The sequence below is a fragment of the Streptomyces sp. NPDC058291 genome (genome assembly GCF_042880855.1).
Classification (GTDB): Bacteria; Actinomycetota; Actinomycetes; order Streptomycetales; family Streptomycetaceae; genus Streptomyces.
Genome location: NZ_JBHVYK010000061.1, coordinates 24,702 through 51,139, shown reverse-complemented (window position 1 = coordinate 51,139; position 26,438 = coordinate 24,702). Strand labels below are relative to the sequence as shown.

At 72.3% G+C, this 26,438-nt stretch carries 22 protein-coding genes; 12 read left to right on the top strand and 10 right to left on the bottom strand.

From position 1 onward, the window contains the following. The first annotated feature begins 496 nt into the window (after positions 1-496). Together ACFVYK_RS26800 and ACFVYK_RS26795 are read left to right on the top strand one after the other, a co-directional pair. The gene (locus ACFVYK_RS26800; RefSeq protein WP_389778382.1) at positions 497-2,437 is read left to right on the top strand and encodes a protease pro-enzyme activation domain-containing protein; all 1,941 of its coding nucleotides are present in this window, start codon (positions 497-499) and stop codon (positions 2,435-2,437) included. Between the two features lie 125 nt (positions 2,438-2,562). Beyond that, positions 2,563-4,599, top strand: a complete 2,037-nt coding sequence (locus ACFVYK_RS26795; RefSeq protein ID WP_389778380.1) for an NAD(+) synthase — start codon at positions 2,563-2,565, stop codon at positions 4,597-4,599. Positions 4,600-5,130: 531 nt separating this feature from the next. Here the strand turns inward: ACFVYK_RS26795 and ACFVYK_RS26790 are convergent. The 4 genes from ACFVYK_RS26790 to ACFVYK_RS26775 form a co-directional block, all read right to left on the bottom strand. Continuing rightward, positions 5,131-6,354 carry an MFS transporter gene (locus ACFVYK_RS26790; RefSeq protein WP_389778378.1) on the bottom strand — a complete coding sequence of 408 codons (1,224 nt, stop codon included), beginning with the start codon at positions 6,352-6,354 and terminating at the stop codon, positions 5,131-5,133. A gap of 108 nt (positions 6,355-6,462) precedes the next feature. Next, a complete protein-coding gene (locus tag ACFVYK_RS26785; RefSeq protein WP_389778376.1) occupies positions 6,463-7,524 on the bottom strand; it encodes an endonuclease/exonuclease/phosphatase family protein in 1,062 nt (353 codons plus the stop codon). A 182-nt stretch (positions 7,525-7,706) separates the two neighbouring features. Beyond that, on the bottom strand, positions 7,707-8,243 hold the full coding sequence (locus ACFVYK_RS26780; protein ID WP_389778391.1) for a TetR/AcrR family transcriptional regulator: 537 nt from the start codon (positions 8,241-8,243) through the stop codon (positions 7,707-7,709). Between the two features lie 176 nt (positions 8,244-8,419). Further along, positions 8,420-10,012, bottom strand: a complete 1,593-nt coding sequence (locus ACFVYK_RS26775; RefSeq protein WP_389778374.1) for an MFS transporter — start codon at positions 10,010-10,012, stop codon at positions 8,420-8,422. Positions 10,013-10,191: 179 nt separating this feature from the next. Here ACFVYK_RS26775 and panB point away from each other — a divergent pair, with 179 nt between their 5' ends. The 3 genes from panB (at position 10,192) to ACFVYK_RS26760 (ending at position 13,024) form a co-directional block, all read left to right on the top strand. Next, positions 10,192-11,058, top strand: a complete 867-nt coding sequence (gene panB / locus ACFVYK_RS26770) for a 3-methyl-2-oxobutanoate hydroxymethyltransferase (protein WP_389778372.1) — start codon at positions 10,192-10,194, stop codon at positions 11,056-11,058. A 122-nt stretch (positions 11,059-11,180) separates the two neighbouring features. Continuing rightward, complete coding sequence (locus tag ACFVYK_RS26765; protein WP_389778371.1) at positions 11,181-12,206, top strand: ATP-binding cassette domain-containing protein; 1,026 nt, start codon at positions 11,181-11,183, stop codon at positions 12,204-12,206. Then, positions 12,203-13,024 carry an ABC transporter permease gene (locus ACFVYK_RS26760; protein ID WP_389778369.1) on the top strand — a complete coding sequence of 274 codons (822 nt, stop codon included), beginning with the start codon at positions 12,203-12,205 and terminating at the stop codon, positions 13,022-13,024. Before ACFVYK_RS26765 ends, ACFVYK_RS26760 begins: the two co-directional genes overlap by 4 nt. A gap of 104 nt (positions 13,025-13,128) precedes the next feature. Here the strand turns inward: ACFVYK_RS26760 and ACFVYK_RS26755 are convergent, their stop codons facing one another. After that, positions 13,129-16,695 (bottom strand): BTAD domain-containing putative transcriptional regulator, encoded by a 3,567-nt coding sequence (locus ACFVYK_RS26755; RefSeq protein WP_389778367.1) that lies wholly within the window; start codon positions 16,693-16,695, stop codon positions 13,129-13,131. A gap of 304 nt (positions 16,696-16,999) precedes the next feature. Between ACFVYK_RS26755 and ACFVYK_RS26750 the strand changes: the two genes are divergently transcribed. After that, complete coding sequence (locus tag ACFVYK_RS26750) at positions 17,000-17,800, top strand: site-2 protease family protein (RefSeq protein WP_389778365.1); 801 nt, start codon at positions 17,000-17,002, stop codon at positions 17,798-17,800. Here ACFVYK_RS26750 and ACFVYK_RS26745 read toward each other — a convergent pair. Beyond that, positions 17,790-18,032, bottom strand: a complete 243-nt coding sequence (locus ACFVYK_RS26745) for a hypothetical protein (protein WP_389778363.1) — start codon at positions 18,030-18,032, stop codon at positions 17,790-17,792. The genes ACFVYK_RS26750 and ACFVYK_RS26745 overlap by 11 nt on opposite strands. A 4-nt stretch (positions 18,033-18,036) precedes the next feature. After that, entirely contained in the window at positions 18,037-18,765 is a 729-nt protein-coding gene (npdG, locus tag ACFVYK_RS26740; protein WP_389778362.1) for an NADPH-dependent F420 reductase, read from the bottom strand. 117 nt (positions 18,766-18,882) lie between these two features. Here npdG and ACFVYK_RS26735 point away from each other — a divergent pair, with 117 nt between their 5' ends. After that, positions 18,883-19,479: a hypothetical protein gene (locus tag ACFVYK_RS26735; RefSeq protein WP_389778361.1), complete on the top strand. Its 597-nt coding sequence runs from the start codon at positions 18,883-18,885 to the stop codon at positions 19,477-19,479. A 36-nt stretch (positions 19,480-19,515) separates the two neighbouring features. Here ACFVYK_RS26735 and ACFVYK_RS26730 read toward each other — a convergent pair whose 3' ends face one another. Then, positions 19,516-19,749, bottom strand: a complete 234-nt coding sequence (locus tag ACFVYK_RS26730; protein ID WP_389778360.1) for a hypothetical protein — start codon at positions 19,747-19,749, stop codon at positions 19,516-19,518. A 57-nt stretch (positions 19,750-19,806) separates the two neighbouring features. On the opposite strand from ACFVYK_RS26730, the gene map reads away from it, so the two are divergent. Further along, on the top strand, positions 19,807-20,664 hold the full coding sequence (gene map / locus ACFVYK_RS26725; RefSeq protein WP_389778359.1) for a type I methionyl aminopeptidase: 858 nt from the start codon (positions 19,807-19,809) through the stop codon (positions 20,662-20,664). A 132-nt stretch (positions 20,665-20,796) separates the two neighbouring features. Here the strand turns inward: map and ACFVYK_RS26720 are convergent, their stop codons facing one another. Next, positions 20,797-21,075, bottom strand: coding sequence for a hypothetical protein (locus tag ACFVYK_RS26720; protein ID WP_389778357.1), 279 nt, complete (start codon positions 21,073-21,075; stop codon positions 20,797-20,799). A 105-nt stretch (positions 21,076-21,180) separates the two neighbouring features. Then, complete coding sequence (locus tag ACFVYK_RS26715) at positions 21,181-21,825, bottom strand: PhzF family phenazine biosynthesis protein (protein WP_389778355.1); 645 nt, start codon at positions 21,823-21,825, stop codon at positions 21,181-21,183. Between the two features lie 340 nt (positions 21,826-22,165). Here ACFVYK_RS26715 and efeO point away from each other — a divergent pair, with 340 nt between their 5' ends. Genes efeO through ACFVYK_RS26695 form a run of 4 tightly spaced genes read left to right on the top strand, consistent with a single transcriptional unit; the run spans position 22,166 to position 26,433 of the window. Further along, a complete protein-coding gene (gene efeO / locus ACFVYK_RS26710) occupies positions 22,166-23,305 on the top strand; it encodes an iron uptake system protein EfeO (protein ID WP_389778353.1) in 1,140 nt (379 codons plus the stop codon). A gap of 16 nt (positions 23,306-23,321) precedes the next feature. Continuing rightward, positions 23,322-24,575, top strand: coding sequence for an iron uptake transporter deferrochelatase/peroxidase subunit (gene efeB / locus ACFVYK_RS26705; RefSeq protein ID WP_389778351.1), 1,254 nt, complete (start codon positions 23,322-23,324; stop codon positions 24,573-24,575). A gap of 3 nt (positions 24,576-24,578) precedes the next feature. Then, entirely contained in the window at positions 24,579-25,472 is an 894-nt protein-coding gene (efeU, locus tag ACFVYK_RS26700) for an iron uptake transporter permease EfeU (RefSeq protein WP_389778349.1), read from the top strand. Further along, a complete protein-coding gene (locus ACFVYK_RS26695; RefSeq protein WP_389778347.1) occupies positions 25,411-26,433 on the top strand; it encodes a hypothetical protein in 1,023 nt (340 codons plus the stop codon). The genes efeU and ACFVYK_RS26695 overlap by 62 nt, the downstream gene beginning before the upstream one ends. Positions 26,434-26,438: the final 5 nt, after the last annotated feature.

Genomic DNA, 26,438 nt, shown 5'->3' with positions numbered 1-26,438 from the left:
GCCGAGGGGCGGCGGCCGAGAGGCGCGCGACCGAGAGGCGCGCGACCGAGAGGCGCGCGACCGAGAGGCGCGCGACCGAGGGGCGGCGGCCGAGGGGCGCGCGACCGAGGGGCGGCGGCCGGCGGGCGGGCGGTCGCTCCGGCGGGAAGGCCGCGATCCCACTTCGGCGGGCTCCTCCGCCCGGTCGGCCCGAGGTTCGCTCAGCCGACCGGCCCGAGGGCCGCTCAGCCGACCGGTCCGACGACCGCTCAGCCGACCGGTCCGACGGCCGCTCAGCCGACCGGTCCGACGGCCCTCGGGCCGTTGCGCAGGCAGGCCCCTCGGCCAATCCATAGGGTTTTCCCTCGACTTCACGGACTTATCCGTCAAATGCGCCCAGCAAGCGGTCACTTGGGGCCTTCTTGGTTTTCGCATTCCCCTGGCATGAGGTGTTCGTCGCAAGAGTGGCCCGCACGTCGAGTGATCCACTCGCGTCGAACCACATACAGGGGGTCCTATGAGATCCAATCGCGCCGCGCTGCGCGCCGGAGCGAGCATGGCGGCGGCACTGCCCATGATCGCCGGCGCGCTGGCGCTCGGCATACCCGCGGCCCACGCCGCGGACAGCCCGGCCCGTGACACGCTGACCGGGACCAAGCCCGCGTGGGCCACGGCCAAGGCGGACAAGGGCGCGACCGCGGACAGCGCCCAGGTCTCCGCCCGCGTCTACCTCGCAGGACGCGACGCGGCCGGCCTCGCGCAGTACGCGAAGTCGGTCTCCGACCCGAGCTCCGCCGCCTACGGCAAGTACCTCTCCGCCGAGCAGGCGCAGGCCCGCTTCGGGGCGACCGACGCCCAGGTGGCGGCGGTCAAGGCGTGGCTGACGGCGGCCGGCCTGAAGGTGACCGGCACCAGTCGGCACTACGTCTCCGTCAGCGGTGACGTGGCCGCCGCCGAGAAGGCGTTCGGCACCCAGCTGCACAACTTCGCCAAGGGTTCCAAGACCTACCGGGCGCCGACGAAGAGCGCGACGGCGCCCGCGAGCCTCGACGGCGCCGTCCTGACCGTCACCGGTCTGGACAACGCGCCGCACAAGGCCGCCTCCAAGGACCAGCTGCCGCCGCCGGACGCGGTGTTCAAGAACGCCGGTCCGTTCTCCTCGTACTACGGCTCCAAGACCGCGAGCAGCCTCCCGTCGGCGTACGGCAAGAAGATCCCGTACGCCGTGCAGGGGTACACCGGCAAGCAGTTGCGGTCCGCCTACGGGGCCGGCAAGTACACCGGCAAGGGCGTGCGCGTCGCCATCACCGACGCCTTCGCCTCGCCGACCATCGCCTTCGACGCGGCCACGTACGCGAAGGCACACGGTGACGCGTCCTGGAAGACCGGGCAGCTGCGCCAGGTCCTGCCGGCGAACTACACCAAGACCGAGGAGTGCGGGGCGGCCGGCTGGTACGGCGAGGAGACCCTCGACGTCGAGGCCGTGCACGCGGTCGCGCCGGCCGCGAACGTCACGTACGTGGGCGCCGCGTCCTGCTTCGACGACGATCTGCTCGACTCGCTCAGCAAGGTCGTCGACAACCACCTGGCCGACATCGTCTCCAACTCGTGGGGCGACATCGAGGCCAACCAGACGCCGGACCTGGCGGCCGCCTACGACCAGGTCTTCCAGTTCGGCGCGGTCGAGGGGATCGGCTTCTACTTCTCCTCCGGCGACAACGGCGACGAGGTCGCCAACACCGGCACGAAGCAGGTCGACACCCCGGCCAACTCGGCCTGGGTGACGGCGGTCGGCGGCACCTCGCTGGCGGTCGGCAAGGGCGACAAGTACCTGTGGGAGACCGGCTGGGGCACCGAGAAGGCCTCGCTGTCGGCCGACGGCAAGAGCTGGACGGGCTTCCCCGGCGCGTTCACCTCGGGCGCGGGCGGCGGCACCAGCAAGACGGTCGCCCAGCCGTACTACCAGAAGGGCGTCGTCCCGAACGCGCTCGCCACGGCCAACAACGCCGCCGGCAACCGCGTCGTCCCGGACATCTCGGCGATCGCCGACCCGAACACGGGCTTCAGGGTCGGCCAGACCCAGACGTTCCCGGACGGGACCGAGCAGTACAGCGAGTACCGCATCGGCGGCACCTCGCTGGCCGCGCCGGTCATCGCCGCGGTGCAGGCCCTGGCCCAGGAGGCGCACGGCGGCAAGGCGATCGGTTTCGCCAACCCGTCGATCTACTCCAAGTTCGGGTCGCGGGTCTACCACGACGTCACGGACAACCCGACCGGGTCGGGGCTCGCGGTCGCGCGCGTCGACTTCGCCAACGGCTTCGACGCGACGGGCGGTCTGCTGACCTCCGTCCGCAGCCTCGGCAAGGACAGCTCGCTGTCCGCCGTGAAGGGTTACGACGACGTCACCGGCGTGGGCACGCCCACGAACGGCTACGTGGAGTCGTACAAGAAGCACTGAGGCGCAGCCGGCAGGCGCCGTGAGGGGGCGCGGGGTAGGTCACCCCGCGCCCCCTTCGCCGCGCCTGGGGGCGGCGGGCAGGCCCGCACCGCCGATCGCGTCGCTCTGACGATTACACTGGGCCCGTGCCTGAGTCGAACTTCTGGTCCCTTTATCAGCATGGCTTCGCACGCGTCGCCGCATGCACGGGTCACACCGTCATCGCCGACCCGCCGGCCAACGCCGAGGCGGTCCTGCGCCACGCGCGCCGGTGCGCCGCGGAGGGCGTGGCCGTCGCCGTCTTCCCGGAGATGGTGCTGTGCGGCTACTCCATCGAGGACCTGCTGCTGCAGGACGCGCTGCTCGACGAGGTCGAGGCGGCGCTGCGGGAGGTGGTGGCCGGGTCGGCCGGGCTGCTGCCGGTTCTCGTCGTCGGCGCCCCGTTGCGCCACCGCAACCGGGTCTACAACTGCGCGGTGATCGTGCACCGGGGCCGCGTCCTCGGCGTCGTGCCCAAGTCGTACCCGCCGAACTACCGGGAGTTCTACGAGCGCCGCCAGATCGGCGACGGCGCCGACGAGCGCGGCGGGTCGATCCGGGTCGGCGGCGAGAGCGTGCCCTTCGGCGTCGATCTGCTGTTCACGGCGCAGGACGTCCCCGGTCTCGTGCTGCACGCGGAGATCTGCGAGGACATGTGGGTGCCGGTGCCGCCCAGCGCGGAGGCGGCGCTCGCCGGCGCCACCGTCCTGGTCAACCTCTCGGGCAGCCCGATCACGGTCGGGCGGGCCGAGGACCGCAAGCTGCTGTGCCGCTCGGCGTCCTCGCGCTGCCTGGCCGCGTACGTGTACGCGGCGGCCGGGCTGGGCGAGTCGACCACCGACCTGTCCTGGGACGGCCAGGCCATGGTCTACGAGAACGGCGTGCTGCTGGCGGAGACCCAGCGCTTCCCGCTCGGCGACGAGTACGCGGTCGCCGACCTCGACCTCGACCTGCTGCGGCAGGAGCGGCAGCGGATGGGCACGTTCGACGACAACCGCCGCACACACCGCGCGCGCACCGGCGACTTCCGCTCGGTCGGGTTCACGCTCGATCCGCCGTCGACCGACCTGGGGCTGCGCCGCCGCCTGGAACGCTTCCCGTTCGTGCCGGCCGACGCCGACCGCCTCGCCCAGGACTGCTACGAGGCGTACAACATCCAGGTCGAGGGCCTCCAGCAGCGCCTGGCGGCGATCGGCGGCCCGAAGGTGGTCATCGGGGTGTCCGGCGGCCTGGACTCCACGCACGCGCTGATCGTCGCCGCCCGCGCGATGGACCGCGCGGGCCGCCCGCGCAGCGACATCCTGGCCTGGACCCTGCCCGGCTTCGCCACCAGCGACCACACCAAGGACAACGCCCACAAGCTGATGAACTCGCTGGGCGTCACCGCGGCCGAGCTGGACATCACGCCCACCGCGCGGCTGATGCTGAAGGAGATGGGCCACCCGTTCGCGTCCGGCGAGCCGGTGTACGACGTCACCTTCGAGAACGTGCAGGCCGGACTGCGCACCGACTACCTGTTCCGGCTGGCCAACCAGCGCGGCGGCATCGTGCTGGGCACCGGTGACCTGTCGGAGCTGGCGCTCGGCTGGTCCACGTACGGCGTGGGCGACCAGATGAGCCACTACAACGTGAACTCGGGCGTGCCCAAGACGCTGATGCAGCACCTGATCCGCTGGGTCGTCAGCAGCGGGCAGTTCGACGAGGAGACCGGCAGGACGCTCGCCGCGATCCTCGACACCGAGATCAGCCCGGAGCTGGTGCCGGGCGAGGAGATGCAGTCCACCGAGTCCCGGATCGGCCCGTACGCGCTGCACGACTTCACGCTCTTCCATGTGCTGCGCTACGGCTTCCGGCCGTCGAAGATCGCCTTCCTGGCCTGGCACGCCTGGCACGACCGGGAGGCCGGCGACTGGCCGCCGAACTTCCCCGACGCCAAGCGGGTGGCCTACGACCTGGCGGACATCAGGCGCTGGCTGGAGGTCTTCTGCCGCCGCTTCTTCGCGTTCGCGCAGTTCAAGCGGTCCGCGATGCCCAACGGGCCGAAGGTGTCGGCGGGGGGTTCGCTGTCGCCGCGAGGTGACTGGCGGGCGCCCTCGGACAGTTCGGCGCAGGCTTGGTTGCGGGATCTCGCGCGCTTCGACTGATGCGGCGGGGTGACGACGGCGTCGTCCCCCGGCCGCCACCGGTCCGACCGCGCCCGCCGGAGGCTCCGCCCCGCCGCCCGGAAGCGCCTCGGCAGCCCGGTGAGCACGTGCGGGCCCGCTGCGGCCGGCCGCGCAGTTCCCCGCGCCCCTGAAAAGGCCGGTCACACCCCTGAAGGGCCCGGGCTCCGCCCTGCGCCCACAAGCGCCCCGGGAGCTCCGTGGGCACGCGCGGGCCGAGTGTGGCCGGCCGCGCAGTTCCCCGCGCCCCTGAAAGGCCCGGGCTCCGCCCTGCGCCCACAGGAGCCCCGGGAGCCCCGTGGGCACGTGCGAGTCCGCTGCGGCTGATCGCGCCGTTCCCCGCGCCTAAAAAGACTGGTCACGCCCCTGAAGGGCGCGGGCTCCGCCCTGCGCCCACACGGGGGCCCTGGCGTGCGCACACGGGGGGCGGGGCGTGCGCACACGGGGGCCCTGGCGTGCGCACTCGGGGGGCGGGGCGGGCCCCCGGCCCCCGAGAGGTCGTGCGCTGCCTCGTCAGTGGTGGGCTTTCGCCTTTGCCGGGCGGGGGAGGTGGGTGGCGATGACGCGGTCGCGGGTGGCGGGCCGCTGGGTGCGGCGGGCGTCCACGGTGTACGCGATGCCCGCGACCAGCAGGCCGAGGACGGCCAGGACCGCGCCGGCCAGCGCGGGCGAGGTGACGCCGAGGCCCGCCGTGAGGGCGAGACCGCCGATCCAGGCGCCGCCCGCGTTGGCCAGGTTGAAGGCCGCCTGGTTGGCGGAGGAGGCGAGGGAGGGGCCGTCGGCCGCCTTCTCCATCACCATCAGGTTCAGCGGGGATCCCGTGACGAACGCCGCCACGCCGAGCAGGACCACGGCCAGCGCGCCGCCCCACGCCGTCGTCATCAGCAGCGGGAAGAGGGCCAGGACCAGGACCAGCGAGGTGAGGCCGGCGAACAGGGTCGGGCGCATCGCGCGGTCGGCGAGGCGGCCGCCCAGCAGGTTGCCGGCGGTCGCGCCGACGCCGAACAGGGCCAGCAGCAGCGTCACGCTGGTGTCGGCGTAACCGGCGGAGTCCGTCAGCATCGGCGTGATGTAGCTGTACGCGGAGAACAGGGCGCCGAAGCCGGCCACCGTGGTGCCGAGCGCCAGCCACACGGGCAGCGAGCGCAGGGCGGCCAGTTCGCGGCGCAGGCCGACGGCGGGCGCGTGCGTGTGGTCGCGCGGGATGAGCAGCGCCAGGGCGGCGATGGCCGCCAGGCCGATCGTGCTGACGCCGAGGAAGGTCGCACGCCAGCCGAGGTGCTGGCCCATGAGGGTGGCGACGGGGACGCCCGCGACGTTGGCGACCGTGAGGCCGAGGAACATCAGCGACACGGAGCGGGCCTTGCGCTCGGGTGCGACCAGGTTGGTGGCCACCACCGCGCCCACGCCGAAGAAGGCGCCGTGCGGCAGACCGCTGACGAAGCGGGCGGCCAGCAGCCAGTTGTCGTCGGGGGCGAGCGCCGAGAGCGCGTTGCCGGCGACGAACAGGGCCATGAGGGACATCAGAACCGTGCGGCGGGACATCCGGGCCGTCGCCGCGGCCAGCAGCGGCGCGCCGATGACGACGCCCAGCGCGTACGCGGAGACGAGGTGTCCGGCCACCGGGATCGAGATGTGCAGGTCGTCCGCGACCTCGGGCAGCAGGCCCATCATCACGAACTCGGTGGTGCCGATGCCGAAGGCACCCACAGCCAGGGCGAGGAGGGCCAAGGGCATGAAGAATTTGCCTTTCGGAGAGAGCGGATTCCGTTCAGCATACGTTTCGTATGTTCAAGTACGGAACAAAGTCTCCCCGGTCCGGTATTCCGGCGGGCGACTCCCTGGTTACGGTGTGGTGACCTTCACACGCGCGGCGACCGGCAGATGGTCGCTGGCCGTCTGCGGCAGCGTCCAGGAGGTGACCGGCTCCACGCCCTTCACCATGATCTGGTCGATCCGCGCCATCGGGAACGACGCCGGCCAGCTGAAGCCGAAGCCGCTGCCCGCCGCGCCCTGCGTGGAGCGCATCTGCGAGGTGACGGCGTTCAGCGAGCGGTCGTTCATGGTGCCGTTGAGGTCGCCCAGCAGGACCACCCGGGTCAGCTTCTCGTCGGCGATCGCCTCGCCCAGCGCGTCCGCGCTCGTGTCGCGCTGCCGGGCCGTGAAACCGGCCCGCAACTTCACCCGCACCGAGGGCAGATGGGCGACGTAGAAGGCGACCTCGCCCTGCGGCGTCGCGACGGTCGCGCGCATAGCGCGCGTCCAGCCCAGCTTGATGTCGACGGGCTTCACACCGCTCAGCGCGTACTTGCTCCACAGACCGACCGTGCCCTGCACGGAGTGGTACGGATACGTCGCCGCCAGCGCCTTCTCGTACACCGGCACCGCGGTGGCGGTCAGCTCCTCCAGGGCCACCACGCCCGCGCCCGAGGCGGCGACGTCGCGGGCGGTGCGGGCCGGATCCGGGTTGTCGGCGTTGACGTTGTGGGTGACGACGGTCAGGTCGCCTCCGCTGCCGGTCCGGTCGACGAGGAGTCCGCCGAAGAGATTCAGCCAGACCACGGCCGGCAGGACGACGGCGATCAGCGCGGTCGCCGACCTGCGCACCAGCGCGAGCACCAGCAGCACCGGGACGAGGACGCCGATCCAGGGCAGGAAGGTCTCCGTGAGACTGCCGAGGTTGCCGAACCGGTTGGGGATGCGCGAGTGCAACAGCATCACCAGGGAGAGCGCCAGCGCGACGCCGGTGAGGACCAGACCGCGTCGCCAGATGCGCGGGTCGCCGCGCCAGCCCGTCGACAACCGGCCGACGAGGCGTCCGATCAGGCGCCGGAGCCGGGCTCCCCGAGGCTCGTGTCCCGAGCCGCCGTTGTCGTCCGTCTCCGTCATGTACGCCTGCTGCGCCATACCGTCGCCTCACTGCCTGCCGTGCACACCGTACGTCCCCCCGGGTACGACCCTAGGCGATGATCGGCTTCGTTCTCGCCGTCTCGTGACGGCCGTACGGGCAAGAGGACGAACGGGGCGCTCTCACGGGTTCCGGCCGCTGGCCGCCTGGCCTGGTCTGTGACGAAACGCGCACATTCGCGTTACGCAACGGGGTAGCTGACGGGGCGTAGTCCGGCCAGCAGCGTGTCGACGATGCGCTCGGGCAGGTCCTCGGGCAGCTCGGCGTCGGGCCGCAGCACGGCGCGCACCAGCATCGGCCCGACGAACAGGTCGTTCACGAGATCGACGTCGACGTCGCGACGCAGTTCGCCGTTCTCCTGGCCCCGGCGCAGGACTTCGATGCCCAGCCTGCGCCGGGGTGCTATGACCGAGTTGTGGTAGGCCGCCCAGATCTTCGGGCTGCTTTTCATCTGGGCCTGCACGTTGTGCAGGATGGCCGAGGAACGGTTGACGAGACCTCGCCGGCGCAGCGACTCCAGCAGCACGATCAGGTCGTCGCGCATGGAGGTGCCGGGGAGTTCGAGGTCCTCCGGCTCGGCGGTGCGCAGGACGTCGACGAAGAGCGCCTCCTTGCCGCTCCAGCGGCGGTAGATGGCGGCCTTGCCCACGCCGGCCGTGCGGGCGATGCGCTCGATGGAGATCTCGGCGAGCGGCACCCCCTCCTCCAGCAGCGCCATCACGCCCTCGATGATGGCTCGTTCCACGGCCTCGCTCCGGGGCCGGCCCCGGACCGGCTGCTCCGCGACTGTGCTGTCGGCGGGGATCACGTCGATGGGTCCTTTCGTCGCACTGGGGGCATTGTCGCGCGGAGGGCGGGCGGGACGGCGACTCCCGGCCGCCCCGCCCGCGTCCCTCAGCGCTTCGCCCGCGCCAACTCCTCCTGGTCCGCGTCCTCCTGAGCGGGCTTCGGCCGGCCCGGCAGGAAGACGGCCACCACGATCGCGCCCGCGAGGGCCACCGCGGCCCCGCACAGGGCGGTGACGTGCATGGCGTGCAGGAAGGCGTCGTGGGCCGGAACGACCAGCGCCCGGCCCTGGTCGCCGAGCTTGGCGGCGACCCCGAGGGTGGCCTCGATGGACTCCCCCGCCGTGTCGCGCAGGCCCGGAGGCAACGAGCCGAGGTGGCCCTCGATGCCGTTGCGGTACGACGTGGACAGCACCGAGCCGAGGACGGCGATGCCGAGCGCGCCGCCGACCTGGCGGAAGGTGTTGCTCAGCGCGGAGGCGGAGCCGGCCTTCTCACGGGGCAGGGCCTGCATGATGACGACGCTGGTCGGGGTCATGATGTGGGCCATTCCGGCGCCCATGGAGAAGAAGACGAGCTCCAGCAGCCAGATCGGGGTGTCCTCGTCCAGCGTGGCGAACGCGACCAGCGTCGCGGCGAGGACGAGCATCGCCGACGTGGTCGTCGCCCGGATCCCTATGCGGTCGACGACCAGCCGGGCGCGCGGCGCGAAGATCAGCTGGGCGGCGGCCAGCGGCAGCAGCAGCAGACCGGTCTGCAACGGCGAGTAGCCGCGCACGCTCTGGGTGTAGAAGACCGAGAAGAAGGTCACGCCCATCAGTGCGAAGAAGACCAGCGCGATGACGGAGATCGCGGCCGAGAACACCTTGTTCTTGAAGTAGTCCATGTCGACGGACGGGTGGTCGCTGCGCTTCTCGAACACCACGAACGCGGCCAGGACGACCAGGCCGGCCCCTATGGTCGCCAGCACCTTCGCGTCCGTGAAGTCGGCCAGTTCGCCGCCCTTGATGATGCCGTACACGAGCAGGACGAGGCCGACCACCGACAGGACGACGCCGACGAGGTCGACGCGGCCGGGGTTCGGGTCGCGCGACTCGGGCACCAGCCACAGCATCAGCCCGAAGGCGAGCAGCACGATCGGCACGTTGATGAGGAAGACCGAGCCCCACCAGAAGTGACCGAGCAGCAGTCCGCCCGTGATGGGACCGATGGCGATGGCGAGGCCGACGCCGCCGGCCCAGATGCCGATCGCCTTGGGCTGCTCCTCCCGGTCGAAGACGTTCATCAGGACGGCGAGGGTGGCCGGCATCACGAAGGCCGCGCCGAGCGCCATCAGGGCGCGGAAGGCGATGAGCTGGGCGGGCGAACCGGACTCGGCGGCGAGCGCGGAGCCGATGCCGAACACGGCCAGACCGCCGAGCAGGACCTTCTTGCGGCCGATGCGGTCGCCGAGGAGGCCGGCGGAGAACAGCAGTCCCGCGAAGACGAGCGTGTAGGCGTTGATCGCCCACTCCAGCTCGCTCTGGGTGGCCCCGAGGCCGGTCGGGGCGGGCGTCGAGATCGTCTTGATCGCGACGTTCAGGATCGAGTTGTCGAGCACCACGATGAGCAGGCTCAGCATCAGGACGCCGAGGATCGCCCAACGACGCCGGTGCACCGCTTCCGGTATGCGCGGAGCGGTGGGGACGGCAGGAGTAGTCATGGGATCGAGCCTAGAACATTTCCGATACGGCACCGTCTCGTATCGATTCCGCCGGGCTCTTTCTTACTGAGGCTTTACCCACAGGGGGCGCTCTGGCCCTCACTGGCACGAGGTGCCACCATGGGAGGTGGTCCGGGGACGCCGTCAGGGTGCCCCGAGATGACGAAGGAGCCGTTGCAATGACGCAGTTCTCGGCTGCCCAGACGAAGGCCACCGACGGCAGCAAGGCGCTGTACGGGGGCAAGGGCACACGCCGTATCACCGTCCGCGACCTCGCGCTCGCCAAGGAGCGGGGCGAGAAGTGGCCCATGCTCACCGCGTACGACGCGATGACGGCGTCCGTCTTCGACGAGGCCGGCATCCCCGTGATGCTGGTCGGCGACTCGGCGGGCAACTGCCACCTGGGGTACGAGACGACCGTGCCCGTCACCCTGGACGAGATGACCATGCTGTCGGCGGCGGTCGTCCGGGGCACCTCCCGCGCGCTGATCGTCGGCGACCTGCCCTTCGGCTCCTACCAGGAAGGGCCGGTACAGGCGCTGCGCTCGGCGACCCGCCTGGTGAAGGAGGCCGGCGTCGGAGCCGTGAAGCTGGAGGGCGGCGAGCGCTCCCACCGGCAGATCGAGCTGCTGGTGGAGTCCGGCATCCCGGTCATGGCGCACATCGGCCTGACCCCGCAGTCGGTGAACTCGATGGGCTACCGGGTGCAGGGACGCGGCGAGGAGGCGGCGGCCCAGCTGCTGCGCGACGCCAAGGCCGTGCAGGACGCGGGCGCGTTCGCGGTGGTGCTGGAGCTGGTCCCGGCGGAACTGGCGGCCGAGGTCACGCGCGTGCTGCACATCCCGACGGTCGGCATCGGCGCCGGCCCGGAGACCGACGCCCAGGTGCTGGTGTGGACCGACATGCTCGGGCTGACCGGCGGCCGGGTGCCGAAGTTCGTCAAGCAGTACGCGAACCTGCGTGAGGTCATGGGGAACGCGGCGAAGGCGTTCGCCGAGGACGTCGTCGGCGGAACGTTCCCGCTGGACGAGCACTCCGTCCACTAGAACCCCTCCCGCACCACGACAGCCCGCCGATCGTCCCCCGTCGGCGGGCTGTCGGCGTCCTGTCGGTGGTTTGTCGGCGTCCTGTCGGTGGTTTGTCGGCGGGGGGCGGCACTGTTGCCTCCATGACGCGAATCGACAAGAACCCCGAAGGCGCGACGAGCGCCGTGACCGTTCGGGGGCTGGTGAAGCACTACGGCGAGACCAAGGCCCTGGACGGGGTCGACCTGGACGTCCGCGAGGGCACCGTCATGGGGGTGCTCGGCCCGAACGGCGCCGGGAAGACCACCCTCGTACGGATCCTTTCCACGCTGCTCGCTCCCGACAGCGGGCACGCGACCGTCGTCGGCTACGACGTCGTACGGCAGCCCCGACAATTGCGCCGGGTCATCGGGCTCACCGGGCAGTACGCGTCCGTGGACGAGAAGCTCCCCGGGTGGGAGAACCTCTACCTCATCGGCAGGCTGCTCGACCTGTCCCGCAAGGACGCCCGGGCCCGCGCCGACGAGCTGCTGGAGCGGTTCTCCCTCACGGACGCCGCCAAGCGCCCGGCGAGCACCTACTCCGGCGGCATGCGGCGGCGGCTCGACCTGGCCGCGTCCATGATCGGACGTCCGCACGTGCTGTTCCTGGACGAGCCGACCACCGGTCTCGACCCCCGCACCCGCAACGAGGTCTGGAGCGAGGTCAAGCGGATGGTCGGCGACGGGGTGACCGTCCTGCTCACCACCCAGTACATGGAGGAGGCCGAACAGCTCGCCTCCGAGCTGACCGTCGTCGACCGGGGCAAGGTCATCGCGAACGGCGCCATCGAGGAGCTGAAGGCGAAGGTCGGCGGCCGCTCGCTCCGGGTCCGCCCGGCCGACCCCGAGCAGCTGCGCCCGCTCGCCGGGTGGATCGACGACCTCGGCCTGACCGGACTGGCCGGCACGACCGTGGACGCCGAGCGCGGCTCGGTCCTGGTGCCGGTCCTCAGCGACGAGCAACTGACCGCCGTGGTCGGCGCGGTCACCGCCCGGGGCATCACGCTGGCCTCCATCACCACCGAACTGCCCAGCCTGGACGAGGTGTTCCTGTCCCTCACCGGCCACCGCGCCGGCGCCGTGGACGACGCCGTGCCCGCCGACACCCGCGAGGAGGTCTCCGTATGAGCGCCACGACCGCGCCGGTCGCCGACATCGAGGCGGACGCCCGCATCCCGCTGCGCGGCCACCTGCGCCACACCGGGGCCCTGGTCCGCCGCAACCTGCTGTGGATCCGGCAGGACCCGGAGTCGATGTTCGACGCCCTGCTGATGCCGATCGTCTTCACCCTGCTGTTCGTGTACGTCTTCGGCGGCTCGATCGGACAGGCGCTGGGCGGCGGGCAGGACGGCTACGTCCAGTACGTGATCCCCGGCATGATCGCGATGATGAGCATGACCCTGTCCCAGGGCGTGGGCACCAGCTTCAGCCAGGACTTCAACTCCGGCGTCATGGACCGTTTCCGCTCGCTGCCCATCGGGCGCGGCTCGGTGCTCTTCGCGAAGATCTCCGTGGAGATCGTCCGGATGCTGTTCGCGACGACGGTGCTGATGATCGTCTCCGTCCTGGTCGGCTTCGACATCGAGAGCTGGCCCGGACTGTTCGCGGCCGTCGGCCTGTCCACCGTGTTCGCCTCGTCGATCATGTGGGTGTTCCTCACCCTGGGCGTGGTCCTGAAGAACGCGCAGTCCGTGCAGGCCATGGGCTTCCTGGTGCTGTTCCCGCTGCAGTTCGGCTCGTCGATCTTCGCCCCCACGGCGTCGATGCCGGGCTGGCTGCAGGCCTTCACCGACTACAACCCGCTGTCCGCGCTCGCGGACGCGGCGCGCGGTCTGATGGCGGGCGGCCCGGTCGCCCACGGCCTGTGGGTGACGCTGGCCTGGTCGGTGGGCATCACCGCGATCATGGCGCCGATAGCGATCCACAAGTTCCGCACCAAGAGCTAGACGGACACGGGCCGCAAGCCCCGCACCGAGAGCTGGACCGGACACGGGCCGGACGGGTGCCGGCCCGGGCCGGCACGACCCGGCCGGACACGGCCGGACACGGCCTAGAACCGTGCTCGTCCCACCAGGGCGGTGGCCTCCTCGTAGGAGAGGCCTCCGCCTTCGGCGTACGCGGACGTGAACTCCTCGTCGCCGAGGGCGGCACGGGCCCGGTTCACGGCCAGGTCGTGCGTCTCGCGCTCCCAGCGCGTGTGCACGTGCCCCGGCGGCAGCAGCGCGTCGGCGGCGCCCAGACAGCGGGCGGCGGCCTCGGCGCGGCTGCCGCCGTCCACGCTTGCCAGGGCGGTCGCGGCGATGCAGAGGTAGACGGAACGCATCTGCGGGGCGATGGCCAGGGACAGCGGATCACCGGCCCGGGCCAGCGCGGCGCGGACGCCGGCCAGGGCCTCCGCGTGCCGGTCGTCCACCACGTCCAGCCAGGCCCCCGCGCCCTGCACGAAGGCGTCGAAGAACGCGAGGTGCCCGAGTTGGAAACTCTCCCGCAGCAGGCCGAGCTGCTCGCGCGCCTCGGCCCGGCGACCGGTGGTGCCGAGCCAGCCGACGAGGAAGAGGCGTGCCGCCGGGACGGCCTCGTGGCCGGCGTACTGGGGCCCGTCGATCACCTCGCGCAGCAGGCGTTCGCCGCGCTCCTCGTCCCCCGCCTCCAGCAGCACGCTGCCCAGCCGCGCGCCCAGGACCGCCTGCTGGGCCCGGGCGTTGAGCCGTTCGGCGTGCTCCATGGCGTCCTCGTAGTCGGCGGCGGCCCTGCGGTAGGCGCCCAGCCGCTCGTGGGCCTCGGCGCGGGCGGAGAGCGCCTCGGCGGTCCCCCAGTCGTCGCCCAGCCGCCGGAAGATCTCCAGCGCCTCGCCCGCGTCGCGGAAGGCGCTCGCGGCCCAGTCGGAGCGGTTGGCGAGGATGTTCGCGCGCATCTGCAGACAGGAGGCGAGCTCCCACTCATACCCCGGGGTGCGGCGGCAGGTGTCGATGTTGGCGTCGATGATCACGCGGATGCGCTCCAGGTCGCCGGTCATCAGCACGGCGAAGAACCAGAGCAGCCCGGGCACCCGGCAGGTCTGCGGAAGGCCCGGCTCGTAGGCCTCGGCGATCAGCCGCAGCTTGGCCTGCGCGGCCGGGCTCCGCCAGGCCGCCGGCTCGGTGTCCATGCAGGCGAGATGCGCCAGGTGGACGCCTCGGCGGGCCTCCGTGAGGATCTCGCCGGTCATCGGGGGCGGGGCGTCGGTGCACGGCTTCCACACCGGTGCGGCCCGGCGCAGGGGCTCGGCGAACGGGTCGGGGCCGAGGGCCATGACCTCGACGCACCAGGCGCGGGCCTCCAGACGCAGGTCGCGCATCTGCCAGTACCAGACCAGGGACAGGGTCAGGCTGAGCGCCTCCTGCTCGTCGTGGGCGTCGACGGCCCGGCGCAGCGCGGTGCGCAGGTTCTCGTGTTCGAGCTGCAAGCGGTCGACGGCCTCGCGCTGCCTCGACCCGCGCAGCAACGGATCGGTGGCGCGGGCGAGTTCGCGGTAGTACGTCAGATGCGCGCGCTCGGCGACGTCCCGCCGCCCCGACTCGTCCAGCCGCTCCCCCGCGTACTCGGCGACGGTCTCCAGGAGCCGGTAGCGCATGCCCCCGCCGGGGACGGGAGCGGCGACGACGAGCGACTTGTCGACCAGGGAGGCGAGGGTGTCCAGAGGGCTGCGGGGGGCACGGGAGGGTGCGGGACGGCGGGAGGTGCGGGGGCCCAGGGGGCCGGCGGCGGCCGGGCGGGTGGGGCCGGGCGGGGCGGGCAGGGCGGGCGGCGCGCACACGGCTTCGATCGCGGCGAGGTCGCAGCCCCGGGCGAAGACCGAGAGCCGGGCCAGGACGTCGCGTTCGTCCTCGTCGAGCAGGTCCCAGGACCAGTCGACGACGGCCCGCAGGGTCTGCTGGCGGGGCAGGACCGTCCGGCTGCCGGAGGTGAGGAGCCGGAAGCGGTCGTCGAGCCGGTCGGCGATCTGCCGGGGCGTCAGCATCCGCAGCCGGGCCGCGGCGAGCTCGACGGCGAGGGGCAGGCCGTCGAGGCGCCGGCAGATCTCGGCGCACGCCTCCGGGTCGTCCTCGACGCGGAAGCCCGGGCGGGCGGCCGCGCCCCGGTCGGCGAGCAGCCGCAGCGCGACCGGCTCCGGCAGCGGGTCCAGCGGACGCAGCACCTCACCGGGCACGCCGAGGGGCTCACGGCTGGTGGCCAGCACCGTCACCCCGGGACAGCGCGCCAGCAGCTCCTCGACGAGCCGGGCGGCGGCCTCCACCACGTGTTCGCAGTTGTCCAGGACGATGAGCATGCGGCGTCGGGCGCAGTGCTCGACCAGCCGTTCCAGAGGGTCGCCATGGCGCTCGGCGACGGCTCGCAGCTCCTCGGCGCCGGCGCCGTACAGCACGGTCTCGCGGGCTCCCACGGCGGTGAGGACGGTCTGCGTCACGGCGTCCGGGTCGGCGACGGGCGCGAGCTCGGTCAGCCAGACGCCGTCGCGGGCCGTGGCCTCCACCGCCTCGGCGGCCTCCTGCGACAGCCGGGTCTTGCCGGCCCCGCCGGGTCCGAGCAGCGTGACCAGGCGCGCGTGCGCGAGGTCGCCGCGGATGGCCGCGATGTCGTCCTCCCGGCCGACGAACGAGGTGAGCCTCGCCCGGAGATTGCCGAGCGCCGGCGACGCCGTGGACGGCGGGGCCGGCGACGCGGACCGTTCGGCCGGCCTCTCGGGTCTCTCGGATCTCTCGGATCTCTCGGATCTCTCCGCCCCCTCCGCTCCCTCCGCACTCGCCGCACTCGCCGCACTCGCCGCTCTCGCCGCTCTCGCCGCTCTCGCCGCTCTCGCCGCTCTCGCCTGAGCTTGCGAGGCGTGCGGGGGCTGCGGCTGCGGGGGTTCCGGGCTGAGCAGTTCCGCGTGCAGGGTGCGCAGCTCCGGCCCGGGATCGGCGCCGAGGCGATCCGCGAGCAGCCGGCGCACCTCGTCGTAGGCGGCCAGCGCCTGGGCGGTGCGGCCCGCGTCGCGCAGGGCACGCAGCCGCAGCGCCTGGAGCGGCTCGTCCAGGGGGTGGGCGTCGCACAGGGCGGTCAGCTCGGGCAGCGACCGCTCGCCGTCGCCGAGGACGATCGCGGCGGTGTGCCGGGCCCGCACCGCGTCCAGGCGGCGGGCCTCCCAGCGGGCCGCCTCGGCGGCCCGTTCGGGCAGATCGGCGAGGGCCGGCCCGTGCCACAGGGCCAGGGCGTCGTCCAGCAGGACGGCCGCCTTGGCGGGGTCGCCGTCGGCCAGGGCGCGGGTCCCGTCGCCGGTCAGCCGCTCGAAACGGTGCAGGTCCACGTCGTCGGGCACGACCGCCAGCCGGTAGCCGCCCTCGGCCGAGTGGATCGCGCCCGCCCCGAGGGCCCGGCGCAGCCGCCCCACGAGCGCCTGCAGCGCGCCCGGCGCGTCGGCGGGCGGATCCCCGGCCCAGATCTCCTCCATGAGGAGCCCGGCGGGAAGGCTCCGCCCGGCCCGCAGCGCCAGCACCGTGAGCAGGGCGCGCAGCCGCGCCCCGCCGACGGCGACGGGGGTCCCGTCGGGGCGGAGTGCCTGGGTGGTGCCGAGAATGCGGTAGCGCACGGGGTTCATTGTCCCCGCCGCGGTCGGGGGAGGTCACGGGGTTCCCCGGAGTGGCGGCGAACGGACCGCGATCCGGCCCCGCGGCCCGCCCGATCCGTCGCCCGCCCAGGTCGTGACCGTCATCCGCCCAGGACGTGCCCGTCGTCCGCCCGCGCGTGACCGTCGTCGTCCGCCCGGGAGGTGGCCGCCTCCCGGGCCGCTCGCCGCTCCGCGGGGCCGCTCCCGGTGGAACCCGGACCCGGCACGAGACGTTTCCCCGGTGTGCCCGGTACGGTCGGGCCGTTCCAATGTGCGTACGAACCCAGGGGGCCCCATGACGACCGCGACCACCCGCCACGGCGAGCGCCGGATCAGTCCCGTCTTCGTCGGGATCCTGGCCGTGACGGCGGTCACCGGCTGGGCGACCTGGACGGGGTTCGCCGAGCAGCCGGGCGTCGCGGTGTTCCTGTTCGTGACGGCCGCCTGGATCGTGTCCCTGTGTCTGCACGAGTACGCGCACGCGCGGACCGCCCTGCACAGCGGCGACATCTCGGTCGGCGCGAAGGGCTATCTCACCCTGAACCCGCTCAAGTACACGCACGCCCTGCTCAGCATCGTGCTGCCGGTGCTGTTCGTGATCATGGGCGGGATCGGTCTGCCGGGCGGCGCGGTGTTCATCGAGCGCGCGCGGATCCGGGGGCGGTGGCGGCACAGTCTGATCTCGGCGGCCGGACCGCTGACGAACGTGCTGTTCGCGGTGGTGTGCACGGCGCCGTTCTGGCTGCACGCGCTGGACGGCGTGCCGGACGACTTCCGGTTCGCGCTCGGCTTCCTCGCCATGCTCCAGGTGACCGCGGCGATCCTCAACTTCCTGCCGGTGCCCGGTCTGGACGGCTACGGGGTCATCGAGCCCTGGCTGTCGTACGACGTCAAGCGGCAGGTCGAGCCGTTCGCGCCGTTCGGCCTGCTGTTCGTCTTCGCGCTGCTGTGGGTGCCGTCGGTGAACGGCGCGTTCTTCGACGTCGTCGACGCGCTGCTGCGCGGCCTCCGGATCAGCGACCTGGACACGTACTGCGGTCAGTCGCTGTACCGCTTCTGGCAGGGCACGAACGACTTCTGCTCGATCAGCGGGTGACCTGGGCCCCGTCCGCCTTGCGCGCCTTGTCCCGCTTCACGTAGTACCAGGTCATGTTGGACGACAGGCCCGCGAGCAGCACCCACACGACGCCCAGGAGACTGCCCTGGACGAAGGAGACGACCGCCGCGGCCACGGCGAGTACGCAGACGACGAGGGTGTAGAGGGCAAGGCGGGGCATGTCGGTCGGCTCCTGTCGGGGGACACTGCTTCGGCGTCCAGTGTCCCCCATCCGCTCAGACGTCGGTGACGCGCAGCCCGGCGTGGGCCTTGTAGCGGCGGTTGACGGAGATCAGGTTGGCGACCAGGGACTCCACCTGGTGGGCGTTGCGCAGCCGGCCCGCGAAGACGCCGCGCATGCCGGGGATGCGGCCGGCGAGCGCCTGCACGATCTCGACGTCCGCCCGCTCCTCGCCCAGGACCATCACGTCGGTGTCGATCTCGTCGATCTCCGGGTCCTGCAGGAGGACCGCCGACAGGTGGTGGAAGGCGGCGGCGACGCGCGAGTCCGGCAGCAGGGCCGCGGCCTGCTCCGCCGCGCTGCCCTCCTCCGGCTTGAGCGCGTAGGCGCCCTTCTTGTCGAAGCCGAGCGGGTTGACGCAGTCGACGACGAGTTTGCCGGCCAGTTCCTCCCGCAGGGCCTCCAGCGTCTTGCCGTGGCCCTCCCACGGGACGGCGACGATCACGATGTCGCTGCGGCGCGCGGTCTCGGCGTTGTCGGCGCCCTCGACGCCGTGGCCGAGCTCCTCGGCTGCGGTCCGGGCGCGGTCGGCGGCGCGCGAGCCGATGATCACCTTCTGGCCGGCCTTGGCGAGGCGGTAAGCGAGGCCCTTGCCCTGCGGGCCGGTGCCGCCGAGCACGCCGACGACCAGTCCGGAGACGTCGGGAAGGTCCCACGGGTCCTTGACGGGGGCCTTCGCCGGGGCGTCCCCCGGGGTGTTGTGAGCACTGTCGGTAGAGGTCATGGGCCGACTGTACGTCGGCGCGTCCGGCGGCCCCCGCCCGTGTCGGGTGAATGGAACGGGTGAAGGGGCGGCGGAAACCCGGGCCGGCCGCGGCCGGGTGCGGCACGATGCGGGCGCATGGACGCCGTACGGGTCGCGCTGCTGCGTGAGGTGCTTGCCGGGACCGAGTGGCTGGGGGCCACCCGGAGGTTCGCCGGGGTGCTGCGGGGGTCGGTCGTGTCGCACGGGGGCGGGCTGCTGCTGACCGGCACGGCGGAGTACGAGCCCTGGCATCTGGCAGCGCACCTGGTGGACGAGGCGGCCTGGTCCGGCACGCCGGAGCTGGCGCCGACACTGGTCCGCCACGCCCCGCGCCCCGGCGACCCCGCGCACCTCGCGGTGGGGCCGGGCCGGATCGAGGCGGCGCGGCGGGGCGAGACGCTGCTGGTGGCGTCGCCGTCGGCGGACGCACCGCTCCTCGAACGGGTGGCGGACGCCCGCCGGGCCGGGGTCACCGTCCTCGCCCTCGGTCCTGTCGAGGCGGATCTGACGGCACTGGCGCACGAGACGCTGGCCGTGCCGGACGGCTCCGAGCTGGACCTGGACAGCGTGCAGCACCTGGTGAGCGCGGCGGCCGGCGAGACGCTGCCGCCGACCCGGGGGCGCCGGCGCCTCGCCGACCGCCTCTCCCACCTCGCCGAACGCCTGACGGCGCCGCCCCCTCCGCCCTGGTGACGCCGAAAGCACCGGTCCCCGGCTCGGCGCGGCCGGTCAGTCCTCGTCGGCGGCGCCGCCCGTCGGGGCGTCGTGCCACTTGGGGTCGTTCTCCCACTGGAGGTTGCGTTCGCGGGCGCTCTGCATCGCGTGCTCGGCCTCGACACGGGTGGCGTACGGTCCGAACCGGTCCTTGGCCGGGCACTCCGGCCCTTCCTCGACCTTCTTGTGCTCCAGGCAGTAGTACCACTCGCCCGGTTTGCCGGCGGTCCGCTTCTTGAACAGGGGCATGACGGCTCCTCTCGCCATCGACATGTTCCCCCATGCCCGCTCGTTAGACTCACCGGCATGTCTGGCCAGTCGCTGCTCGTCCCAGGGGAGCTGTCCCCCACCCGTTCCGTGCCCGGAAACATCCGCCGCCCCGAGTACGTGGGCAAGCCGGCGCCGACGCCCTACACCGGGCCGGAGGTGCAGACGCCCGAGACGATCGAGGCGATGCGCCGGGCCGGCCGGATCGCCGCGCAGGCGATGGCGGAGGCCGCCAAGCTCATCTCGCCGGGGGTGACCACCGACGAGCTGGACCGGGTCGCGCACGAGTACATGTGCGACCACGGCGCCTACCCGTCGACGTTGGGCTACCGCGGTTTTCCCAAGTCGCTGTGCACGAGCGTGAACGAGGTGATCTGCCACGGCATCCCCGACTCGACGGTCCTGCGCGACGGCGACATCGTCAACCTCGACGTGACGGCCTACATCGGCGGGGTGCACGGCGACAACAACGCCACGTACCTGGTCGGGGACGTCGACGAGGAGTCGCGGCTGCTGGTGGAGCGGACCCGGGAGTCCCTGGAGCGGGCGATCAAGGCGGTCAGGCCCGGCCGGCAGATCAACATCATCGGCCGGGTCATCGAGTCGTACGCGAAGCGGTTCGGGTACGGGGTGGTGCGGGACTTCACCGGTCACGGCATCAACTCGTCGTTCCACTCCGGGCTGATCATCCCGCACTACGACAGCCCGCACGCCACGACCGTCATCCAGCCCGGGATGACCTTCACGATCGAGCCGATGCTGACCCTCGGCACGCACGACTACGACATGTGGGACGACGGCTGGACCGTGGTGACCAAGGACCGCAAGCGCACGGCCCAGTTCGAGCACACCCTGGTGGTGACGGACACCGGGGCCGAGATCCTCACCCTGCCGTAGCCGCACGCGACGTGAGCCCGCTCTCCTCGGAGGGCGGGCTTTTCGTCGCCGCGCACGGGCCGGTTGCGGCGCCTGCGGGTCTCCCGGACGGACCGGGCCCCTCGCTTCACCGCGAGGAGGCCCGGCGCCGGATCAGAACCGGTCGCAGTGCTTGCCGGCCCAGAAGATGTCCGCCGACACCGTGTCGATCGCGCCGACGTAAGGGCTGCAGACACCCTCGTCCCCGCCGAAGTGGTGGTGCTGGCGGGGGCCGCCCTCGTCCTCGCCGAAGTGGTGGTGCTGGCGGGGGCCCTCGTCCCCGCCGAGGTGGTGGTGCTGGCGGGGGCCCTCGTCGGCGGTGGCGGTCGTCGCGCCGGCGGCGACGAGAGCGATGCCCAGGACGGCTGCTGCCAGGACTGAACGGATACGCATGGTGTTCCTCTCACGGGGCGAGTGGTCACGCCCAGAGGTCCCCGCTCCCCTCCCGCCGCACACACCACACCACCCGTACGGACCCCCGGGCCTGGTCCGGAGGGCTCAGCGCTCCAGGAACACCCGGCCGCCGATCTCGACCCAGCCGTAGGGCTGAGGGGCCGTCAGGATCTGGGAGCCCGCGCCCTGGGTGATGTTCAGGGCGCGGCCGAGGCGTTCGGTGAGCAGGAGGGCCGCCGCACCGGTGGCCTCGTCCTCGTCGACGCCGTCGTCGCGGCCCGGGAAGGCGCGGGCGCGGATCCGGCCGGCCGGCTCGTCCTCCCAGGCCCAGGCGTAGATCCACTCGCCCTTGGGCGGCACGGGCAGGTCGTCGACCTCTGCGGCCGTCGCGTACTGCCGCAGGGTGCGCGGCGGCGCCCATTCGGCGCGCGCCTCGATCCAGGTGAACTCCCCGTCCAGGCGGGTGCCCACGACGCCGGCCGGGGTGACGAGCTCGGGCACGTCGAGCAGCCAGGCGACGCCCACGCACGGGTGCCCGGCGAAGGGCAGAGGCAGGGTGGGCGTGTAGATGTCGATGACCCCGCGCTCGGGGTCGTCGACGAACACCGTCTCGCTGAAGCCGAGTTTCGCCGCGAGGTCCTGCCGGTCCTCGCGGTCGGGGAGCACCGAGCCTTCGCGGACCACGCCCAGTTCGTTGCCGTAGCCGCCGTTCGGCGCGCAGAAGACGCGGAGCACGTCGTAATCAGTCACCGGGGAATTGAAGCACCGCCCGGGGGACGGGTTCGTCCCGCCCGGGCGACGGGTTCGTCTCGGGCGGGAAGGCCGACCGCGGGGGGTCCGCGCTCGGGTCACGGGGGCGGTGTCGCCTCCGGTGGGCGTGACCGACAAACGGAGGATTTGACTCTCTCTTGAGCTTTCCTTGGCTTCTGCTTGACATCTCCGTGATCGGCTCGTGCTCTTACGGCGTCTATGAGAGGTGAATCACGGCCTCAACGGGCATTGCGCAGGTAAGCCTTGGATAAGTTAGGCGAGCCTCACCAATACGTGTGAGCCCTGTCACGCGATTTTTCAGCCACTGCTGGGAGCCCGAATGCGAGCCGCCAGACTGTCCGTCGCCACCGCCGTCGCCGCCGTCACGGCCCTGACCGCCGTCACCGGCTGCACCTCCAAGAGCGACGCGAAGGACGGCGACCGGGTCATCGGCGTGACCGCCACCGACTCGACGTGCGAGACCTCCAAGAAGGAGATCCCCGCCGGGCACGTCGAACTCGCCGTGGAGAACAAGGGATCCAAGGTCACCGAGGTCTACCTCCTCTTCCCCGACGACCGCATCGTCAGCGAGCGGGAGAACATCGGCCCCGGCACCAAGCAGCGCGTCACCGCCGAGGTGAAGGCCGGCGACTACCGCATCGCCTGCAAGCCGGGCATGAAGGGCGACGGCATCCGTCAGACCCTCAAGGTCACCGGCGGCTCGGTCGCCCAGCGCGACCCCCGCCTCGACAAGGCCGTCGCCGCCTACCGCGCCTATGCGCAGACCCAGGCCGACGAGACCCTGCCCAAGGTCGCCACGTTCGTCGCGGCGGTCAAGGCCGGGAACCTCGAGGCCGCCAAGAAGGCCTACGCGCCCTCGCGCATCGGCTGGGAGCGCACCGAGCCGGTCGCGGAGTCCTTCGGCACCATCGACCCGAAGGTCGACGTGCGCGCCGACGGCCTGGAGAGCGGCCAGAAGTGGACCGGCTGGCACCGGCTGGAGAAGGCCCTCTGGCAGGACAAGAAGATCGGCGCCGAGGAGAAGACCCTCGCCGACCAGCTCGTCACCGACCTCACCGTCTGGCAGAAGCGGGTCGGCAAGGCCGTGATCACCCCGACCTCCATGGCCAACGGCGCCAAGGAGCTCCTCGACGAGGTCGCCACCGGCAAGGTCACCGGCGAGGAGGAGCGCTACTCGCACACCGACCTGGTCGACTTCAAGGGCAACGTCGAGGGCGCGCAGCAGTCGTACGAGCTGCTCAAGCCGGTCGCCAAGGAGAACGACGCCCCGCTGGTCGCCGAGCTGGACAAGCAGTTCGCCGCGCTGGACGCGCTGCTGGACAAGTACCGCCCGAACACCACGTCGTACGAGTTCACCTCCTACGACAAGGTCGGCGCCGCCGACCGCAAGGAGCTGTCGGACGCGGTCAACGCGCTCGCCGAGCCGTTGTCCAAGCTCGCCGCCGCCGTCGCCAAGTAATGAGGGGCACAGGAACATGACGGAGACGCAGACCAAGGGCGGCAGCCCCTCCCGGCGGTCGCTGATCGGCTGGGGCGGGGCCGGGCTCGCGCTCGGCGCCGCCGCGGCCGGCGGCGCGGTCGCGATGACCCGCACCGGCGCGGACGTCGACCCGGCCGCCGCCGACGCGAGCGGCGCGGTCGACTTCCACGGCGCGAACCAGGCGGGCATCGCCACGCCCGTGCAGGACCGGCTGCACTTCGCCGCGTTCGACGTGACGACCACGGACCGCGCCGAGTTCGTGCGGCTGCTCAAGGACTGGACGCGGGCGGCCCGCCGGATGACGGCCGGCCAGGCGGTCGGGGAGGGCGCCTACGGCGGTCTGCCCGAGGCGCCGCCGGACGACACCGGCGAAGCGCTGGGCCTCAAGCCCTCCCGGCTGACCCTGACGGTCGGGTTCGGGCCCTCCCTGTTCAAGAAGTTCGGCCTCGCCGACCGGCGGCCCGACGCGCTCGTCGACCTGCCCACGTTCGCCGGGGACGCGCTGGACCCGGCCCGCAGCAACGGCGACCTGTGCATCCAGGCGTGCGCCGACGACCCGCAGGTCGCCGTGCACGCGATCCGCAACCTGGCCCGGATCGGCATGGGCAAGGTCGTCATCCGCTGGTCGCAGCTCGGCTTCGGCAAGACCTCGTCCACCACGCCCGACGCGCAGACCCCGCGCAACCTGATGGGCTTCAAGGACGGCACCCGCAACATCGCCGGCACGGAGCCCGACCGGCTGAAGAAGTTCGTCTGGGTCGGCGAGAAGGACGGTCCCGGCTGGATGACGGGCGGCTCCTACCTCGTCGCCCGCCGCATCCGCATGCACATCGAGACCTGGGACCGCACCCCGCTGCAGGAGCAGGAGGACATCTTCGGCCGGGACAAGGGCGAGGGCGCCCCGGTGGGCAAGGCGAAGGAGCGCGACGAGCCGTTCCTGAAGGCGATGAAGCCCGACGCGCACGTGCGGCTCGCGCACCCCGACTCCAACCACGGGTCGACGATCCTGCGCCGCGGCTACTCCTTCACCGACGGCACCGACGGTCTGGGGCGGCTGGAGGCGGGACTGTTCTTCCTGGCCTACATGCGCGACGTGAGCAACGGGTTCGTCCGCATCCAGCGCAACCTCGCCACCGACGCGCTCAACGAGTACATCCAGCATGTGGGTTCGGCCGTCTTCGCCGTCCCGCCGGGCGTCCGCGACAAGGACGACTGGTGGGGCCGGACGCTGTTCTCCGAGGAGGCGTAGCCCGTGTTCTCCAACTACCTGATCGGACTGCGCGAGGGCCTGGAGGCCTCTCTCGTCGTCTGCATCCTCATCGCCTACCTGGTGAAGACCGAGCGCCGCGACGCGCTGAGGCCGGTGTGGGCCGGCATCGGCATCGCGGTGCTCATCGCCATGGGCTTCGGCTGCGTCCTCGAATTCGGCTCGCAGGAGCTGACGTTCAAGGCGCAGGAAGCGCTCGGCGGATCGCTGTCGATCATCGCGGTCGCGCTGGTGACGTGGATGGTGTTCTGGATGCGGCGCACCGCCCGGCACCTGAAGTCGGAGCTGCACGGCAAGCTGGACGCGGCCCTCGCGATGGGCACCGGCGCGCTGGTGGCCACGGCGTTCCTCGCGGTCGGCCGCGAGGGCCTGGAGACGGCCCTGTTCGTGTGGACGTCCGTCCACGCGGCCGGCGACGGCACCCCGCGCCCGCTGATCGGCGCGGCGCTCGGCCTGTCGACGGCCGTCCTGCTGGGCTGGCTGTTCTACCGCGGAGCGCTGCGGATCAACCTCGCGAAGTTCTTCACCTGGACGGGCGGCATGCTCGTCGTGGTGGCCGCGGGCGTGCTGGCGTACGGCGTCCACGACCTCCAGGAGGCCGACTGGATCGCGGGCCTGACGGACAGGGCCTTCGACGTCAGCGACACGATCCCGCCCGACAGCTGGTACGGCACGCTGCTGAAGGGCGTGTTCAACTTCCAGCCCGATCCGACGGTCCTCCAGGTCACGGTGTGGCTGCTCTACCTGGTCCCGACGCTCGCGCTGTTCCTCGCCCCGGTAGGGTTCGCCTCCGGGAAGGGGAAGGTGAAGTCGCCTGATGACCAGGGAACGCAGCCTGACGAGCGGGGTCCGCAAGCGTCGAGGACTCCGCAGGCGTGACCGGTACGCCCTCGTAGCGGCCTCGCTCACCGCCGTCTCGCTCACCGCGAGCGGCTGTGTGGTGGTCCACGGCGAGCTGGAGATGCTCCCGTCGGCCACCCAGGGCGAGGCCGTCAAGGCCGTCGAGCAGTTCACGGCCGCGTACAACAAGGCGGACGCGGCGTACGACAGCTCCCTGGACGCCGAGCGCACCGCCGGCGCCCTCGGGATCATCGACGCGGCCCGGCTGAAGGCGGGGCACGTCAACAACCCGACAGGCAACCCCGACCACACGCCGCTGGTGCTGTCGGACGTGAAGTACACGATTCCCGAGAAGACCGGCTGGCCGCGCTGGTTCGTCGCCGACGCCAAGGGCAACAAGGGCGGCAACGCGCGCTGGCTGCTGGCGTTCACGCGCGAGGGGCGCGGGCAGCCGTGGCAGGCGACGTATCTGACGCTGGTGGCGCCGGGCTCGGTGCCGGCGTTCGAGAAGGGCGAGGACGGCTGGGCCGAGGCCCTGCCCGCCGACACCGCCGAACTCGCCCTGGCTCCCGGGGATCTGAGCAAGGACTACACGGCCTATCTGCAGAGCGGCCGGGGCGCCTTCGCGAACGGCCCCTACACCAGCGCGCTGCGCGCCTCCCGTGCGAAGAACGCCGTCAAGCCGGGCCTGGCCACCCAGTACGTCGACCAGCCGCTGAGCGCAGGCGAGTACGCGCCGCTGGCGCTGCGCACCGCGGACGGCGGGGCGCTGGTGTTCTTCACCACGCACCACTACATGAAGCAGACGGCCGCCGCGGGCGCCTCCGTGCCCACCCCGAACGCGAACGTGCGCGCGCTGACCACGGGTGACATCCAGCAGTCCCTGACGATGGAGTTCGTCTCCACCGACGTGGCCCTGAGCCCCGCGAAGGGCTCGAAGGGCGGCAAGGTGTCGGTGCTGAGCCGCCTGGAGGGGCTCACCGGCGCCAAGGGCGAGTGAGGCCG